The organism is Streptosporangiales bacterium (assembly GCA_009379825.1).
Classification (GTDB): domain Bacteria; phylum Actinomycetota; class Actinomycetes; order Streptosporangiales; family WHST01; genus WHST01.
The window spans coordinates 118,064-133,926 of the sequence record WHTA01000007.1 but is presented as its reverse complement, the minus strand read 5'-3'; the positions used below and the strand labels follow the sequence as shown (position 1 = coordinate 133,926).

Annotated in this window: 15 protein-coding genes and 1 riboswitch; of the genes, 5 read left to right on the top strand and 10 right to left on the bottom strand. The window is 66.6% G+C overall.

Features of this window, described 5'->3' with window-relative positions; genetic code table 11:
• Positions 1-301 (top strand): ATP-binding cassette domain-containing protein (locus GEV07_05965; GenBank protein ID MQA02278.1); only part of this gene is annotated, 301 nt, incomplete at its 5' end.
• A gap of 38 nt (positions 302-339) precedes the next feature.
• Positions 340-554: riboswitch (cobalamin riboswitch) on the top strand.
• A gap of 581 nt (positions 555-1,135) precedes the next feature.
• On the opposite strand, the gene GEV07_05960 is transcribed toward GEV07_05965, so the two are convergent.
• A complete protein-coding gene (locus GEV07_05960; GenBank protein MQA02277.1) occupies positions 1,136-1,663 on the bottom strand; it encodes a cupin domain-containing protein in 528 nt (175 codons plus the stop codon).
• A gap of 125 nt (positions 1,664-1,788) precedes the next feature.
• On the opposite strand from GEV07_05960, the gene GEV07_05955 reads away from it, so the two are divergent.
• Positions 1,789-2,373 carry a TetR family transcriptional regulator gene (locus GEV07_05955; GenBank protein ID MQA02276.1) on the top strand — a complete coding sequence of 195 codons (585 nt, stop codon included), beginning with the start codon at positions 1,789-1,791 and terminating at the stop codon, positions 2,371-2,373.
• A gap of 749 nt (positions 2,374-3,122) precedes the next feature.
• On the opposite strand, the gene GEV07_05950 is transcribed toward GEV07_05955, so the two are convergent.
• The 7 genes from GEV07_05950 to GEV07_05920 form a co-directional block, all read right to left on the bottom strand.
• Positions 3,123-3,947: a DNA-binding response regulator gene (locus GEV07_05950; protein MQA02275.1), complete on the bottom strand. Its 825-nt coding sequence runs from the start codon at positions 3,945-3,947 to the stop codon at positions 3,123-3,125.
• A 10-nt stretch (positions 3,948-3,957) separates the two neighbouring features.
• Positions 3,958-4,824, bottom strand: a complete 867-nt coding sequence (gene pstB, locus GEV07_05945; GenBank protein ID MQA02274.1) for a phosphate ABC transporter ATP-binding protein — start codon at positions 4,822-4,824, stop codon at positions 3,958-3,960.
• An 11-nt stretch (positions 4,825-4,835) separates the two neighbouring features.
• Positions 4,836-5,756: a phosphate ABC transporter ATP-binding protein gene (gene pstB, locus GEV07_05940; GenBank protein ID MQA02273.1), complete on the bottom strand. Its 921-nt coding sequence runs from the start codon at positions 5,754-5,756 to the stop codon at positions 4,836-4,838.
• A gap of 9 nt (positions 5,757-5,765) precedes the next feature.
• The gene (gene pstA, locus GEV07_05935; GenBank protein ID MQA02272.1) at positions 5,766-6,713 is read right to left on the bottom strand and encodes a phosphate ABC transporter permease PstA; all 948 of its coding nucleotides are present in this window, start codon (positions 6,711-6,713) and stop codon (positions 5,766-5,768) included.
• Positions 6,713-7,678, bottom strand: coding sequence for a phosphate ABC transporter permease subunit PstC (pstC, locus tag GEV07_05930; GenBank protein ID MQA02271.1), 966 nt, complete (start codon positions 7,676-7,678; stop codon positions 6,713-6,715). Before pstC ends, pstA begins: the two co-directional genes overlap by 1 nt.
• Before the next feature lie 25 nt (positions 7,679-7,703).
• Positions 7,704-8,675 carry a phosphate ABC transporter substrate-binding protein PstS family protein gene (gene pstS, locus GEV07_05925; protein MQA02270.1) on the bottom strand — a complete coding sequence of 324 codons (972 nt, stop codon included), beginning with the start codon at positions 8,673-8,675 and terminating at the stop codon, positions 7,704-7,706.
• A 322-nt stretch (positions 8,676-8,997) separates the two neighbouring features.
• Positions 8,998-11,091, bottom strand: coding sequence for a DUF839 domain-containing protein (locus tag GEV07_05920; protein ID MQA02269.1), 2,094 nt, complete (start codon positions 11,089-11,091; stop codon positions 8,998-9,000).
• A 227-nt stretch (positions 11,092-11,318) separates the two neighbouring features.
• Between GEV07_05920 and GEV07_05915 the strand changes: the two genes are divergently transcribed.
• Positions 11,319-11,651, top strand: coding sequence for a metalloregulator ArsR/SmtB family transcription factor (locus GEV07_05915; protein ID MQA02268.1), 333 nt, complete (start codon positions 11,319-11,321; stop codon positions 11,649-11,651).
• Positions 11,652-11,659: 8 nt separating this feature from the next.
• On the opposite strand, the gene GEV07_05910 is transcribed toward GEV07_05915, so the two are convergent.
• Both GEV07_05910 and GEV07_05905 read right to left on the bottom strand, forming a co-directional pair.
• Entirely contained in the window at positions 11,660-12,727 is a 1,068-nt protein-coding gene (locus tag GEV07_05910) for an NAD(P)-binding protein (protein ID MQA02267.1), read from the bottom strand.
• A 13-nt stretch (positions 12,728-12,740) separates the two neighbouring features.
• Positions 12,741-14,153, bottom strand: coding sequence for an arsenic transporter (locus tag GEV07_05905; GenBank protein MQA02266.1), 1,413 nt, complete (start codon positions 14,151-14,153; stop codon positions 12,741-12,743).
• 212 nt (positions 14,154-14,365) lie between these two features.
• On the opposite strand from GEV07_05905, the gene GEV07_05900 reads away from it, so the two are divergent.
• Together GEV07_05900 and GEV07_05895 are read left to right on the top strand one after the other, a co-directional pair.
• Complete coding sequence (locus GEV07_05900) at positions 14,366-14,731, top strand: metalloregulator ArsR/SmtB family transcription factor (GenBank protein ID MQA02265.1); 366 nt, start codon at positions 14,366-14,368, stop codon at positions 14,729-14,731.
• 192 nt (positions 14,732-14,923) lie between these two features.
• The gene (locus GEV07_05895) at positions 14,924-15,844 is read left to right on the top strand and encodes a metalloregulator ArsR/SmtB family transcription factor (GenBank protein MQA02264.1); all 921 of its coding nucleotides are present in this window, start codon (positions 14,924-14,926) and stop codon (positions 15,842-15,844) included.
• The last annotated feature ends 19 nt before the right edge of the window (positions 15,845-15,863 follow it).

Here is a 15,863-nt window from a genome sequence, read left to right as displayed (position 1 = left end):
GCTCCTGGACGCACTCGGACTCGATACCACGACACCGCGACGTAAGCCGGCCCAACTCTCCGGCGGACAGCTGCAACGCTGCGCGCTGGCCCGCGCTCTGCTGGCACACCCCCGACTCCTCATCTGCGACGAGGTGACATCGGCCCTGGACACCATCAACACGTCGATGGTGCTGCAAAAGCTACGGAACACCGCCGACCAGACCGGGACCGCGCTCGCCCTGATCAGCCACGACCTCGACTCGATCCTCCCCCACGCGGACCATGTCATGGTCATGGACCAAGGTCGCCGCATCGACTAGGTCGTATCTGCCATTGGGCGCGTCCGCCGCAGTCGGCCATGGTCAGAGGTGCCGGTGGTTCGTCCCGGCAACGGCTGGGACGAGGCAAGAGAGGGAACCCGGCGCGAGTCCGAGTGCCCCGCAGCGGTGAGTGGGAACAAGCGCTGTCAGTCGAGCAGTGGGAGCCAAGCTGCCTGAGAAGCGACGGCCAGTAGGTTCGCCGGCAAGCGGGTGCCGACTAGTCCGAAGACCTGCCGTCGGTCTGCGTGCCAACCGGATACGGCGGACATATTGGGGCTTCGTGTTTAGTGCAGCAGCAGCGGGCCATCGCCGGTGTACGGGGCAGCGAACCGTTCCCCGCGAAGCACGGCCCGGTGTCGGTGACCACTGCGATCGACACGTGCCTCGCTGGCGATGGAACTCGACCAGGTCTGTTATCCGGACCTTCACCTGGTGTGCACCGGCCGCCGCCCTGGCGTCCTCCAACGCCTGGTGCCCCCTCGTAGACACAGATCCCTGCCGCGATCGCGTACAGCAAACTGAGCGAGGGCGCTGCTGTGGACCGGTCCTGCTTACGCGCCTGGCATGCTCGACGCCGGGGCGACGGTTATCGCTTCGGCATCCAATTCGGCGGAGTGTCACCGTAGCCTGGTTACGCAGGTATGACCGGGAAGCCTCTTCTGTGTAGACGAGAAGGCCGGCAGCCAATGCCACTACGGGCGTGCCGAAACGGTCGGCAGAATCCTTAGGCGCAGAGGGTCCTGCCGACTCGGCCGGGCATCACCGACCACCGGCTAGAAGGGTCGCCGACGGAGCGTGCGGTTGGCGGCTAGCCATGGGCTGGGGTCCGAGCTCTTATCCGGGCGGCGGCGTGAGATGGTAGCGGGCGATGAGATCGGGGAGCCATTCCGGGCGGTCGAAGGACAGCCCGTAGCGACCGGCGATCTCGCCTACCGCCTCCGGCATTGGCGGTCCGGCGTCGACGAGGTCGGCGACCTCCCAGAAGAAGTTCTCGAACCCAGCAGGCGTGATCACCTCGATCATGCGTGCGGGCTCGCTGCCGGCGTTCCACATCGTGTGCAGCTCGCCGCGTGGCTTCGTGATGTAGCCACCCGCGGCGAGCACTACCTCACGGTTGCCTGACCGGAACCCGATCTCACCGGCGGTGACGATGGAGAACTCGTCCTCCCTGGTGTGCAGGTGGGGTGGCACGAGCGCGCCGACAGGGAAGGGATGCTCGACGATCGAGACCTGCCCGCCGGTGTCACGTCCGAACAACTTGAACACCACCCCGATGCTGCCCAGCCCCGCCTCCCGACCCTCGTCGGGCTCAAGGACGGTCAACGGCGGCGCACCGGTCGCCGTGGTCCCACTGTCTGCCATGGTGCCCTCCCCCGATTCGAGGATACACTTGTGTATCGCGAAATCATGCGACCGGAGAGGCGCGGCGTCAACAGTTGAGTAAACAGTCACGTTCAACGAATTCGGGCGATCGCCGACCGTATCGGATGGGCCGGCGTGCAGAGCAGATCGACGCGACCCGGCAGCGGATCGTGGTGGCCACCGTCGACCTGCACGGCACTGTCGGACCCGCGGCGACCACCGTCGCGGCCATCGCCGAACGAGCCGGCGTGACCCGGCTGACCGTCTACCGGCATTTCCCCAACGACGAAGCCCTATTCTCGGCGTGCTCAGCGCACTGGCTGGCACAGCAGGTACTCCCCGCCCCCGACGCGTGGCAACGCATCCAGGACCCACGGCGGCGGCTGCGGACCGGGCTCACCGACATCTACCGCTTCTACCGCGACGGCGCCGACATGCTCATCCGTATCCACAGGGACCTCGCCGAACTCCCCGAGCAACAGCGACAAGGAATCCAACACCGCGACCAGCACTGGCAAGACGTGCTCCTCGCGCCATTCAGCGTCAAGGCACGCAAACCCACCCGCGCACGCCTACGCGGAGTACTCGGCCACGCAATCGCGTTCAGCACCTGGCAGTCCCTCTGCCTCGACAACGAACTCCCACAGCAAGCCGCCGTCGACGCCATGACCGATCTGGTCCTCACCGTCGCCGAACGCCGCAGCCACTGACCAGACCAACGCCGGCCACGCGACCCAGACAACACTGCCTCGGGACTGAGCATCACGACACTGCGACCGACGAGATCCTCCGCGCCATGGGCGCGGATGCCAGCCGGGATGGTGGTAACGTCGGCCAGCGGCACCATGACGTCGGCTCGGTTCTTATTGTGCCACGCGACCCATATATAGCCGCAGGTCAGAGGCTAGTGGGCGCTACTTACCACAATGAGAACCGCGGACCCGTCGTTACGGGCACAGGATGTGATGACATGTCCGGTCGGCGCAACTCGCCTGTCGTCTGCCAGGGAGGACGAGCTGGTCAGGTCCTACCTGGCAGGTGAGACCGCCGCAGATCTTGTCAGGCACTACGGAATGTCCCGGTCATCGGTCAAGCGGCTACTTCGCATGCGCGGTGCACGAAAGCGACCGAGCTCACCTGGGGACGTGCAAGAGGGTCACAGCAGAAGCTGAGCCACTCGATGGTGTCGGCCAACGGCGCGCAGCAAATGCCCCGATTTTGTCTAGTTTGTCAGTTACTCGTGGCATCTGGCGGTGTAGGGGCCGCTATCCTGCGCTCGGTTGTCGTCCCCCCACTGCCTGACCAAGGTCGGCATCTTGCCGGCGACGGCTGCGCTGCCGGTGCCGCACCTAGGCGACGCCTACACCGGTTTCGTCGCGACCGGTGGGCGGGACCACCCCCGTAGGGCAAGCCAGTCTGCCGGTGACACCACCGCGCGCCGCCGGTGGACTGGCATCCGCTACGCCAGACTTCGGTTCAACGATGCGGTGGTGTCGGCGGATCCGGCAGGCACCGTGAACTGGTAGCCGAGACCGCGGACGGCCTTGATCCACTGCGGGTTCTGGTCGTCGTCGCCGAGGCGTTTGCGTAGTCGCACGATGTGCACGGTGAGCGTGTTGCTGCGTTCCTTGGCTCGCTCGCCCCAGACGGAGGCGATCAGTTCCCTGCGGGAGACGACGGCACCTACGTGTTGGGCGAAGTAGCGCAGCAGCACGTACTCCATGGGTGGCAGCGAAACCGTCCGTCCGTCGAGCCAGAACTGTGGCGCGGCGCCGTCGATGCGCAGCCGGCCGAGGTCGATGGCGAGCGGGCGGAGCTCGAGGCGGTCGGGACGTGGTGCCAGCGAGCGGAGCAGGCCGAGTAGCTCGCGGGGACGGTAGGGGCGTGGGACGACGGCGGCCACGCCCAGCTCGGCGGCGCGCGCGGCGAAGTCACCCGCGCCTGCGCCCGCGCCAGCGACGACGGGCAGCCCGGTGTCGGCCGCACGCACGAGGGAGAGGAACTCCACCGCGCCGAGCAGGCCGGTGGCCGGGCCGAGCACGACCACGTCGGGGCAGGCGCGGCCGACGACCAGCAGTGCTTCCGCGGGGTCGGTGCAGAGCCGCACCTCGACCGGCTGCCCGACGAGTGCGCCGATGATGTCTTGAGCAATGTCGGTGTCGGACTCCACGAGGAGCACGGCCAACCGGTCCGGCGCGACGGTGCGGCCGGCCAGGACAGCCCGTTGCCGTATGTGGAACTGCGAGTTGTCCGATTCCCAGTGTTCAGCCAAGGTGTCCGACATGATGCCGTCCTCAGCCGACGCGGCCGGTGATGTAGTCGTCGGTGCGCTGATCCGACGGGTTCTCGAAGATGTGCTTGGTCGTGCCGAACTCGACGAGTCTTCCGGTGCGGCGCCCGTCGTCATCCGGAACCGTGCTGAGGAAGGCCGTCCGGTGCGAGACTCGGGCCGCTTGCTGCATGTTGTGCGTCACGATGATGATCGTGAACTCTCGGGCGAGATCGGCGATGAGATCCTCGATCTTCGCGGTGGCGATCGGATCGAGAGCGGAGCACGGCTCGTCCATGAGCACGACCTCCGGGTTCGTCGCGATCGCTCTGGCAATGCAAAGACGCTGCTGTTGGCCACCGGAGAGCGTATAAGCGTTCTGCGCCAGCTTGGTCTTGACCTCTGACCATAGTGCGGCCCGACGCAGCGTGTGCTCGACCAGGTCGTCCATGCTGTCGACCCGCATGCCGGTGACCCTGGGGCCGTAGGCGATGTTGTCGTAGATCGAGCTGGGGAAGGGATTCGGCTTCTGGAAGACCATGCCGATGCGTCTGCGTACCTCGACGACGTCGACCTCCGGATCGTAGAGGTCGACGCCGTGGTAGGAGACCCTTCCTTCGACTCTGGCGCCGGCCACCAGGTCGTTCATCCGGTTCAGGCTCCGTAGCACGGTCGACTTGCCGCATCCGGATGGCCCGATCAGCGCTGTGATCTCGTTGGCGCCGAACGGCAGGTTCACATCGGCGACGGCGAGAAAGCTGCCGTAGTAGACGTTGAGCCCGGTGCACGAGAGTACGGGTTCGCTCGGTGGTGCATCGGTGGTCGTCTGCGAGGCGATCGACGGCGCCAGCTCGCCTCTGGGCGCGGCCGTGGCCAGTTCCCTTTCCTTCACGGTGTGTCCCCTCAGCCGACCCGGCCAGTCACGTACTCATCGGTCCTACTGTCCGACGGGAAGGTGAAGATCTTGCTGGTGTCGTCGTACTCCACCAGCTCGCCCCAGCGGTGCTGTTCGTCCGCATCCTCCGACACCATGAGGAACGCAGTCATGTCCGATACGCGAGCGGCCTGTTGCATGTTGTGCGTCACGATGACGATCGAGTACTCCTCCTTGAGCCGCAGCATCAGATCCTCGATCCTGCTGGTGGCGACGGTGTCCAGCGCCGAGCAGGGCTCGTCCATGAGCACGACTTCGGGTTTCGTCGCGATGGCTCTGGCGATGCAGAGCCTCTGTTGTTGTCCGCCGGACATCCCGTAGGCGTTGCTGTGCAGCCGGTCCTTGACCTCGTCCCACAGCGCCGCGTCACGCAATGCGCTCTCGACGAGGTCATCCATGTCCTCGGTCATGCGCAGCGTCCGCGGCCCGAAGGCCACGTTGTCGTAGATCGACTTGGGGAACGGATTCGGCTTCTGGAATACCATCCCGATCGCCCTGCGGACCTGAACCGGGTTGACCGCGCGGTCGTAGATGTCGGCGCCGCGGTAGAGCACCGAGCCCTCGATGCGGGCATCGGGGATGAGATCGTTCATCCGGTTGAAGCTGCGCAGCAACGTACTCTTCCCGCACCCGGACGGCCCGATCAGCGCTGTGATGTTGCCCCTGAAGACATCCATGGACACGTCGCTTACGGCCTTGGTGTCGCCGTAGTAGGCCGAGACGTTCTTCAGCTCGAAGACCTTGTCGCGGTGCTCGACGGGTCCGTGCTGGTGGAGCTGCTCCGGGTCGATGACAATCGCACGACTGCCGTGCGGGTCCGCGCCGTTCACCGTTGCGTCGGCACTGCCTTCCTGCGGTTGCCGCTGTGTCTCTTCGGTCTTCTCGAGCATCTCCATCCCTTACCAGCGCCGCTCATAGCGGTTGCGCAGCCAGATCGCGAACGAGTTCATGGCGAGTAGTGCGACGAGCATGACGATCACTCCGGCGGCGGCCAGTACCTTGAACTCCTCTTGGGGCCGGACGGCGTAGGTGTAGATCTGCACCGGCAGCACCGAGTAGCCCCCGTTGAAGGGGGCTGGGTTGAACGTCACGAAGGTGACGGCACCCACCAGCAGCAGTGGAGCTGCCTCGCCGATCGCGCGCGCCACTGCCAGGATCACGCCGGTGAGGATCCCGGGGATGGAGGCGGGCAGGACCTGCCTGGCGATGGTCTGCCAGCGCGTCGCGCCCAGAGCGAGCGAGGCCTCCCTGATCGACGGCGGTACGGCGCGGATGGCCTCACGCGCCGCGAGGATCACCGTTGGCAGCACCAGCAGCGCCAGCGTGACCGAGCCGGTGGCGGCGACGAAACCGAGGTTCAGCGGCCCCCGCGCGATGAAGGCCAAACCGAGGATGCCGAACACGATCGAGGGCACACCGGCGAGGTTCTGGATGTTGAGCTCGATCAGCCGGTTGTACCAGCGCTGCTTGTCCGCGTACTCCTCGAGGTATACCGCCGCGCCGACCCCGATCGGGACGATCAGCATGATCACGCCGCTGATCACGTACAAGGTGCCGATCAGCGCCGTCCGGTAGCCTGCGGTCTCGGGAAAGAGCCTCGACGGGTTGTTGGTGAACAGCTCCGGGTCGAGCCGCGGGAAACCTTCCACCAGCGACCAGACCAGCAGCGAGGCGAGGCCGCCGAGCGCGAACGCCAGCGCCAGCAGCAGCAACGCGGGGAAGAGCACGCCGCCGAGTCGGTCGCCGCGGGGAGTTTCCCCGAAGGCGCTCCTGGTGGCGGTGCGCGCACCCGCGACGGCGAGCCTGGTACGCCCAGAGCGTGACACGTGCTTCTCCTCGGTGGCCATCACTCGTACGCCTCACGGAAGCGGCGGACCAGGCGGATCGCGATCATGTTCATGATCAGCGTCATGACGAAGAGCAGCGAGCCCACGGCGAAGATCGCGTCGTACTGGGTGCTCCCGGTCGCGATGTCACCGGTTGCCGTGCTGCCGATGTAGGCGGTCATCGTCTGGATGGACTCGGTGACCTCCCAGGGCGGGATGATCTGGGGGGTGGCACCCGCGGCGATCAGCACCACCATCGTCTCGCCGATCGCCCGCGAGGTGGCGAGCACGCACGCGGCGACGATGCCCGAGATCGCCGCGGGGAACACCACCCGCAGCGAGACACGCGACTTGGTCGAACCGAGCGCGTAGGCCCCTTCGCGCAGGGTACCCGGCACCGCGCGCATGGCGTCCTCGGACACCGAGGCGACCAGCGGCACGATCATCAACCCTACCGCCACGCCGGCAATGCCTACCGCGAACGGCGTCCGCCACGGCAAGAAGGGGAGCAGCGTCTCGGCGAGCGGGCGCAGGAACAGCAGCGCGAACAGGCCGATCGCGACCGTCGGGATGCCCTCGAGCACCTCGAGCGCCGGCTTGACGATCCGACGCAGCCGCGGTGGCGCGTACTCGGCCAGGTAGATCGCCGAGAGCAACCCGACCGGGATCGCCACCAGCAAGGAGATGACGACCACCGTCAGGGTGCCCACCACGATCGGCAGGACCCCGAACTGCGCGTCTGCCCCGAAATCGGGGAACCACCCGGTACCGAACAGGAAGTCGCGGATCGGCACCTCACCGAAGAAGGAGATCGAAGGCACCACGAGCGAGACCACGATTGCCGTCGTCACTGCGATCGAGAGTCCCGCACACACGGCGAGGAAAGCCCTGATCGCCTTCTCTCCATACCGAGGGCTGGACGCGCCCAGCAGCCGGCGCGCAGAGCTCGCACCGGCCGCCGAGGCGTCTGAAGTGTTTGCTGACATGGGATACCTACTGCCGTCCGGCCGGTCAGCCGGCCAGCTCGTCGATCTTCTTCTGTGACTTCTTCACCTGCTCGTCGGTGAGGTCGATGTAGCCGGCGGCCTCAGTGATCTTCTTCTGGTTCGCGATGTAGAACTCGAGGAAGGCCACGACCTGCGGCTTCTCTAGCGCCTTGTCCGACGGGTACATGAACAGCTCCCGGCCGAGCGGCGTGTAGGTTGCATCCTTGACCGTCTTCAGCGACGGCTCGACGCAGCCGTCGCCGCCGTCGATCTGCAGCGCCTTCGCCTTGTCCTTGTTCTCCTCGTAGTAGGAGAAACCGGCGTAGAACATGCCGCCCTTCGAGCCGCTCACACCGGTGATGCCGGCGTTGTCGTTCTCGCCGATGTTGTTGTACTGCTTCCGCTGTACGCCCTCTTCCCCGTTGATCGCTTCGGTGAAGTAGTCGAAGGTGCCGGAGTCGGTGCCAGGGCCGTAGAGATCGAGTGGCGCGTTGAAGTTCTCCTCCAGACCGTCGATCTCGCTCCAGTTCTTCACCGTCGAGCCCGGCTCCCAGATCTGCGTGAGTTGCTCGGTCGTCAGGCAGGAGACCGGGTTGTCCTTGTGCACCATCACAGTCAGAGCGTCGTTGGCAACGGCGAGCTCCTCGTGTGCGACAGCGTTGGACTTGCACACCTTCGTCTCGTCGTCCTCGATCGGGCGGGACGCGTTGGAGATGTCGGTCTCGCCCGCGCAGAACTTTTCGAACCCGCCTCCGGTGCCCGCCGTACCGACGGTCACTTTGACGTTGGGGTTCTCCTCCATGAACAGCTCGGCTGCGGCCTCACCGAGCGGAGCCACCGTGCTCGACCCGTCCAGCAGGACGGTGCCCGACAGCTCCTTGCCCTCGTCGTCGGAGCCGCCGGACGACCCCCCGCCGCCCCCGCAAGCGGCCAGTGCCAACCCAGCTGTCACGAACACTGCCGCGAAGCGCGCCCGCTTCGAATGGCGGATGATCACAAGACCTCCTGCATCGGTCCCGGCGCGACGCCGGGAAGATCCGTGAACCCACACGCCGAAGGCGTCGGGTGCAACAACCAGTTCGCTCACAACATAGATGGATGTCTATTACCAGACTGTGAGTGCCGGTTGAACGACGAGTGAACTCGGCCGGCCGCCGCTGACGCCGATGGCACTGCGTCGAACCAGCCCACCCCACGCGTTCCGTCCCGTGACACGTCGTAGCCGTACGTAGTCACGCGAGCACGCAAGGCGATGCCGCGCCCCTTGGTTGTTGTGAGGACGTGGGGCGCGGCATCGCTGGCGGTGGACGCTGGCCCGCTCAGGCGCCCAGGTCGCGCCCGTCCGGCCGCCAGGCGACGACAACGGCGGGCCGGGCGAAGTCGCCGTCGGGCCAGGTTGATGCGGGGTCGTCGACGGTGGCGCCATCGATCTCGCCGGGATGCTGGACGGACACGACGACGCTGCGGTTGTCGTCCAGCACGTACGCCGACGCCTGCTCCGCCCCGGGCGGGACGGACAGGAACTGCTTGACGTGGCCGCGTTCCGGCCCGGCGACAGGTACGGCGAACAGGCCGTCGTTGTAGTTCTCCCCCGCGGGATCGGTGAGTGCGTTGCCGTCGGTGGAGATCCAGAGGTTGCCGTGCGCGTCGAAGTCGAGGTTGTCCGGGCAGGAGATGGGCGAGACCTTCGACTTGTCGTAGCCGGCGAAGTAGGTCGACGGGTCGTCGGGGTCGCCGCAGACGATCGGCAGGTTCCAACTGAAGGTCTCGGCGGCGGCGTCTGCACCGTGTTCGGCCAGCTCGAGGATCTGGCCGTGTTTGTTGTCGTTGCGTGGGTTCGCCTCGTCCGCGGGCGGCTGGCCCGTTGCTCCTCGTCGTGAGTTGTTCGTCAATGCGACGTAGACCTTGCCGTTGTGCGGGTTGGGCTCGATGTCTTCCGGCCGGTCCATCTTGGTCGCACCGGCTCGGTCAGCCGCGATCCTGGTGTGCACCAGCACCTCATCGATCGACATGCCGTCGATCATCGACGTCGTGCCGCGTGCGAGTGGGAGCCAGCGGCCGGTGCCGTTGAACGCGCCGTCGCTGGGCAGCGAGCCCGATCCGTCGATCTCGTCGGCGCTGGTGAACGCGAACTGCGCCGCGTACAACGTGCCGGACTCCAGCAGCTGCCGGTTGTGCTCACGGTCCGCGGCGGAGCTGCCGGTGCGGAACCTGCGGTCGGAGACGAACTTGTACATGTAGTCGAAGCGTTCGTCGTCACCCATGTAGGCCGCGACGCTGCCGTCCTTGGTGACGACGATCGTGGCGCCCTCGTGCTTGAGCCGGCCGAGCGCGGTGTGCTTGCGCGGCGTCGAGTCCGGATCGTACGGGTCGACCTCCACAACCCATCCGAACCGGTTGGCCTCACGGGGGTGCTTGGCGAGATCGAACCGTTCGTCGGCCTTGTCCCAGTGCCGGTTCCCGTCGGGGTAGCGGTCGGTGGTGTTGATGCCGTACCGCGCCAGCGCCGGCTTCTCCGCTGCCGGTGCGCCGTTGCCGCCGACGAAGTATTGGTTGAAGTTCTCCTCGCCCGACAGCACCGTCCCCCAAGGAGTCATGCCGCCGGCGCAGTTGTTCAGCGATCCCCGCACTCGCAGCCCACGCGGATCGGCGGCCGTACGGAGCAGCTCGGAGCCTGCGGCCGGACCGGTGAACCGCATCGGGGTGTCGGCGGTGATCCGGCGATTGCAGCGGCGCCGCCCGTTCTGCACGACGCGCCATTCGCCGGAGTCACCGACGCGCTCGACCTCCACCACACTCATCCCGTGCGCGGCCATCGCGATCTGGATCTGCTCGACCGTGGCGGCCGCACCGTCGGTGTAGCCGCGGAACATCAACTCCTCGTTGGTGTACTCGTGGTTCACCACCAACAGCCCCTGCGTCCCGCGCCGATCCAGGGGCAGCACGACGAGGAAGTCATTGTTGTAGCCGAACTGCTGCCGCTGCGCCTGCGGTGACTGCCCGTCGATGTCGAAGTCGGGTGCGCCCGGCAGGACCGGATCGCCCCACCGCACCAGCACCGAGTGCTCATACCCGGCCGGGACCACGACCGCGTCCAACCTGTTCGGCGGAACCGGCGTGAACGTCGGCGCACCATCAGCCGACGACGGTGACCCCGGGCTCGCCGACGCCGGAGCCGCACCCGCGACTACCCCCGCGCCCGCACCGATGACGACGGCTCCGGCGGCCGCGGCCCGCAGGATCCCGCGGCGGGACACCTCAGTGCGGACCAGATCACCGAAGTAAGGGTTGTCCGAGGTGTTCGGCGCCGGATGCGCGCACGCGTTGCCGCACCGGTAGAGGCAGGTCATCGCGCTACGGCCCGAGCCGTGGACTGACATGGGCAACAATCGACGATCGCTGGCGGACGTCATCGTTTGGTCCTCTCGGGGTCCTTCATACCGACACATCTGAGATGGACGCTAGCAATCGGATCGATATCGATCTATGTGTTTCGGTGGCCCGTCGGCGTCGATCAGATGAACGGAGAGAACGGGAGCGCCGGACCACCACCGGCCTGGGACGTCAACGCCTGCTGAACGATCGATGCCGAACCACCATGAGCATCCGGCCAGGCAGGCGAGGACATAGACTTCTCCCTATGCGAGGAGCCGCGGCCAGCCAGGACGACACCCCCCAGCAGGTGTCTGCCCAGCCACTCGACCGCGACGACGCCGAACGTCTCGCCCGCCTCCTCAAGGTCGTCTCCGACCCCACTCGACTGCAGCTGCTCAGCATGATCAGCGACAGCCCCACAGGGGAGGCCTGCGTGCTCGACCTGACCGAGCCACTGGGGCTACGGCAACCTACGGTCAGCCACCACCTCAAGATGCTCGTCGAAGCCGGCATCCTCCAGCGCGAGAAGCGGGGCAGCTGGGTCTGGTACTCCATCGTGCCCGACCGGCTGACCGCCGTCGCCGACATCCTCCGCTGAGTTCGCCCTCACTCCGAGCCAATGAGCTCGAGGCGGTCGGCGATCTCGGCGACAGCTGACTTCGCGGTACGGCCGGCACCGATCAAGGTGGCCGAGGCAGCACCCGTCCAGTCTCCGTAGCCGAGGAGGTACAGGCGGGGTTCGTCCACCGATCGTGTGCCCACGGTCTTGGGTACGCCGTGGTGATACTCCAGGCTCAACGGTTCGAGGTGGTGCAGGCTGGGGCGGAAGCCGGTGCACCAGATGATCGCGTCGCAGGGGTGTTCGGTTCCGTGGTCCCAGGTGACCCCGCCGCGGGTAAGCCGCTGGAACATGGGGGGCGCGTGTAGGACGCCGCGCTCGCGGGCGTCGAGCACGCTGGGCACCATGACGATGTCCCCCAGCCCGCCTACACCGGCGGTGTCGGCGCCATCGCGTTGTGTGGCCTCTCGCCGGGTGGCGACGTCGAACAGGATGCGGCCGTCGACGTCATCGGGCATGAAGCGAGGTGGACGTTGGGTGACCCAGAGGGTGTCGGCCACAGTGGAGACCTCGGCCAGGATCTGGGCTGCGGAGTTACCTCCCCCCACGATCACCACGCGCTGACCGTGGAACGGCTCGGGGGAGGAGTACGACACGGTGTGCAGCTGGCGGCCCACGAAGTCGTGGCTACCTGGGTACTCGGGGAGGTAGGGCGTATCCCAGGTGCCGGTGGCACTGATGACGATCTTGGCCCGCCAGGTACCTCGGTCGGTCTCGACCGCCAGGAGTGGGCCGGCGGCACGGACGCCTCGCGCCTGGACCGGCCGGTGGATCGGGAGCTCGTACCGTTGCTCGTACGTGCCGAGGTAGCGGACGACATGCCCGGCGGTGGGGAACGTCTCGCCTTCTTGGTGCGGCATCCACCAGCCAGGCAGTGGACTGTACTCGGCTGGGGAGAACAACTGCAGCGAGTCCCAGCCGTGTTGCCACGCACCTCCCGGCCGGTCGTGCGCGTCCAGGATGTCGAAGCTCACCCGGGCGCGGCGGAGGTAGTAGCCGGCGGCAAGTCCCGCCTGACCGCCGCCGATGACGACCACGTCCGATGTCCCGGCCACGTCTGCCGCCCGCTCAGGCGCCGATGACGCTGAGCCAGCCGGCAAGGGCGAGCAGGGTGACCAGCAGGACCGGGATGGTGAGCACGATGCCGGTGCGGAAGTAACGACCCCATCCGATGTGCATGCCCTTGCGATCTAGTACATGCAGCCACAGCAGGGTAGCCAGGCTGCCGATGGGGGTGATCTTCGGGCCGAGGTCGGAGCCGATGACGTTGGCGTAGACCATCGCCTCGTGCGTGAGCCCGGTGGCACCGACCGCGTCGATGGCCAGTGCGGCGATGAGCACCGTGGGCATGTTGTTCATGATTGACGAGAGCCCGGCGACCACGTAGCCGGTGCCGAGAGCCGCAGTGAGGTCGCCGTGGTCGGCGAAGAAGCCGAAGACCTTGGCCAGCTCACCGGTGAGCCCCTGGTTGCGGAGGCCGTATACGACGAGGTACATACCGATGCTGAACAGCACGATCTGCCACGGCGCTTCCCTGATGACCTTGCCTACGGGGATCTGCCGCGGCGCGGTCAGACGGTGGTCGTCAGCGGCCGAAGCTTCCGGCGCGCTCGCGGCTTGCTCCGCCCTCACCATCACCGGTGCAGGACGGCGGGTCAGCTGCGGGAACAGGAAGGCGGGCCTGCGTGCCGCGACGGCGATCAAGATCAGCGCACCGCCTCCGGCCACCACGGACAGCGGCACGCCCACTGGGTCCGCGCCGAAGTAGCCGACCAACAGCAACACGAGCACGACCCACCCGGCGCGGAAGGTCAACCGGTCGGTGATCGCATCCGCCGGTCGCCGCAGGGCGGTCACGTCGTAGGTCTTCGGGATCGAGCGGCGGAAATAGAGCACCAACATGGCCAGGCTGGCTACGACGGAGACGATCCCCACGGGGACCATGACCGCGGCGAAGCGGGCGAAGCCAATGCCGAAGAAGTCGGCGGAGACGATGTTGACGAGGTTGGACACGACCAGCGGCAGGCTACCGGTGTCGCTGATGAACCCGGTCGCCATGACGAACCCAAGCGATGCCTTCGGTGAGAACCGCAGGGCGAGCATGATCTGCATGACGATCGGGGTGAGGATCAAGGCGGCACCATCGTTGGCGAACACTGCGGCGATCGCCGCCCCCAACAGGACGATCAACACGAACAGCGCACGCCCGCGGCCACGGCCCCAGCGCGCGACGTGCAGGGCGGCCCACTCAAAGAAACCACACTCGTCGAGCACCAGAGAGATGATGATCACCGCGACGAACGCCAGCGTCGCATTCCACACGATACCCACGACGGTAGGCACGTCGGAGAGGTGCACCACCGTCGTCAGCAGAGCGACCACCGCGCCGCCGAGGGCGCTCCAGCCGATGCCCAGTCCCTTGGGCTGCCAGATCACCAGAGTGAGCGTCGCCGCGAAGATGAGGATTGCTGCCACGGTCATGGCGTTGGCGGCCTCCTGTGCTCGTTCGCTCGGCGCGATCCTCTCTCTCGACACTACATCGATAGAAGCTGATGAATCTATGAGAATTGATGTGAGCTACACAACCTCCGATCGCCTGCGGCGGAACAAGAACCTGAAAACCATGGAAATCCGGCTAGACAGCGATCATCTGGGGCCTTGACGGGAACCAGTACTCGGTGTCTGATCAAAATATGTCGACTTCATCAACCGCACTTGCCGATGAAGGCGAAGTCGGACATACCACGGACGCCGACCCCGATATCGCCGAGGCAACCGTGCGGCTCTTCGGCGACCCACTTCGCGCCAAGATCGTGCGGTTGCTTGCCGACGAACAGATGTGCACCTGCCACCTCGTGGAGGAAACGGGCGCACGGCAGTCCACGATCAGTCATCACCTGCGTATCCTCCGTGAATCCGGCTTTGTTGCCGCCGAGCCCCACGGTCGGTACACCTACTACCGGCTGCGTCCCGAAGCGCTCAACACGCTGATCGCAGCCATCGCAGGAATGGCCGTGCAGGCACAACGAGCACAGACGCTGCGTAGGCCGTGCACCTGACGCGGCGCCACGTCACATCGAAATCTGCCGATCCGACGGTAGACATCGCGAACTTGCAGGTGAACACCAGGTGAACCTCGTCGCCCGGACTCGACGAGGCGCATAGACGTCCGTCAACATAGACGTATGCTAACCTCTGGTGCCGCGGGTCCACCGCTGGACCGTGCCTCCGCCGAGGAGCGGTCGGCGCAGATGCGGGCATTGGCGGATCCGGTCCGGCTACGGATCCTCAGCTTGGTGCTGACACATCCATCCGGCGAGATCCGCCGCGGCGAGCTCGCCGACGCATTCGAGCTGACCGGCCCCACCGTCACCCATCACTTGACGGTGCTGTGCCGGGCGGGCCTCCTGGAGCGAGAACGTCACGGCACCGGGGTGTACTACCGTGCTACCCACCGCGCGCTTGCGCACTACGCCACCCTCATCGCGCCGTCAGTCACGGAGGCGAACCAACTCGACCCGGCCAGAGTGCGCACGATCGAACCGGCGGACCCGCTGCACCGCGCGGTACTCGACCGGATCGCTGACCAGCTCGCTAGTCGTTTCGCTGGGGTGTTCTCGCCCGAGACGGTGGCCAGATATGTGCACGAGAGCTACGAGATGCTGGCGTCCCGGGCCCGGATCCGGCGTTTCCTGCCCTCACTGACGGCGAACTTCGCCGCCGAACGACTGGCTGCACTCGCCCAAGCCGAGGGCCAACGTCCCAACACCTGCCCTGAAGTGCTGTTCGTCTGCGTCCAGAACGCCGGTCGCTCCCAGATGGCCGCCGGCCTGCTCGAGCAGGTCGCCGGTGACCGCGTGCACGTCCGGTCGGCCGGCTCGACCCCCGTCAGCGAGTTGGCCGAGACAGTCTGGCAGGTGATGGACGAGGTCGGCGTCCACATGGGTCGGGAGTTCCCCAAGCCACTCACCGACGAGGTCGTTCGCGCTGCCGACTACGTCATCACCATGGGCTGCGGTGACGCCTGCCCCGTCTTCCCCGGCAGGCGCTATCTCGACTGGCCGATCCCCGACCCGATCGGCCAGCCGCTGGACCGTGTCCGTAAGATCCGCGACGCCATCGACGAACGCGTCCATCAGCTGGCGACCGACCTGCTCGGCACGACGGCGTGAACATGCAGTGAACGTCACC

Excerpts from the sequence above, each read along its gene's own strand:
- GEV07_05960 (MQA02277.1), bottom strand. The coding sequence starts at position 1,663 with ATGGCAGACAGTGGGACCACGGCGACCGGTGCGCCGCCGTTGACCGTC.
- GEV07_05955 (MQA02276.1), top strand. The coding sequence starts at position 1,789 with ATGGGCCGGCGTGCAGAGCAGATCGACGCGACCCGGCAGCGGATCGTG.
- GEV07_05950 (MQA02275.1), bottom strand. The coding sequence starts at position 3,947 with ATGTCGGACACCTTGGCTGAACACTGGGAATCGGACAACTCGCAGTTC.
- pstB (MQA02273.1), bottom strand. The coding sequence starts at position 5,756 with ATGCTCGAGAAGACCGAAGAGACACAGCGGCAACCGCAGGAAGGCAGT.
- pstA (MQA02272.1), bottom strand. The coding sequence starts at position 6,713 with ATGGCCACCGAGGAGAAGCACGTGTCACGCTCTGGGCGTACCAGGCTC.
- pstC (MQA02271.1), bottom strand. The coding sequence starts at position 7,678 with ATGTCAGCAAACACTTCAGACGCCTCGGCGGCCGGTGCGAGCTCTGCG.
- GEV07_05920 (MQA02269.1), bottom strand. The coding sequence starts at position 11,091 with ATGACGTCCGCCAGCGATCGTCGATTGTTGCCCATGTCAGTCCACGGC.
- GEV07_05915 (MQA02268.1), top strand. The coding sequence starts at position 11,319 with ATGCGAGGAGCCGCGGCCAGCCAGGACGACACCCCCCAGCAGGTGTCT.
- GEV07_05905 (MQA02266.1), bottom strand. The coding sequence starts at position 14,153 with ATGACCGTGGCAGCAATCCTCATCTTCGCGGCGACGCTCACTCTGGTG.
- GEV07_05900 (MQA02265.1), top strand. The coding sequence starts at position 14,366 with ATGTCGACTTCATCAACCGCACTTGCCGATGAAGGCGAAGTCGGACAT.
- GEV07_05895 (MQA02264.1), top strand. The coding sequence starts at position 14,924 with ATGCGGGCATTGGCGGATCCGGTCCGGCTACGGATCCTCAGCTTGGTG.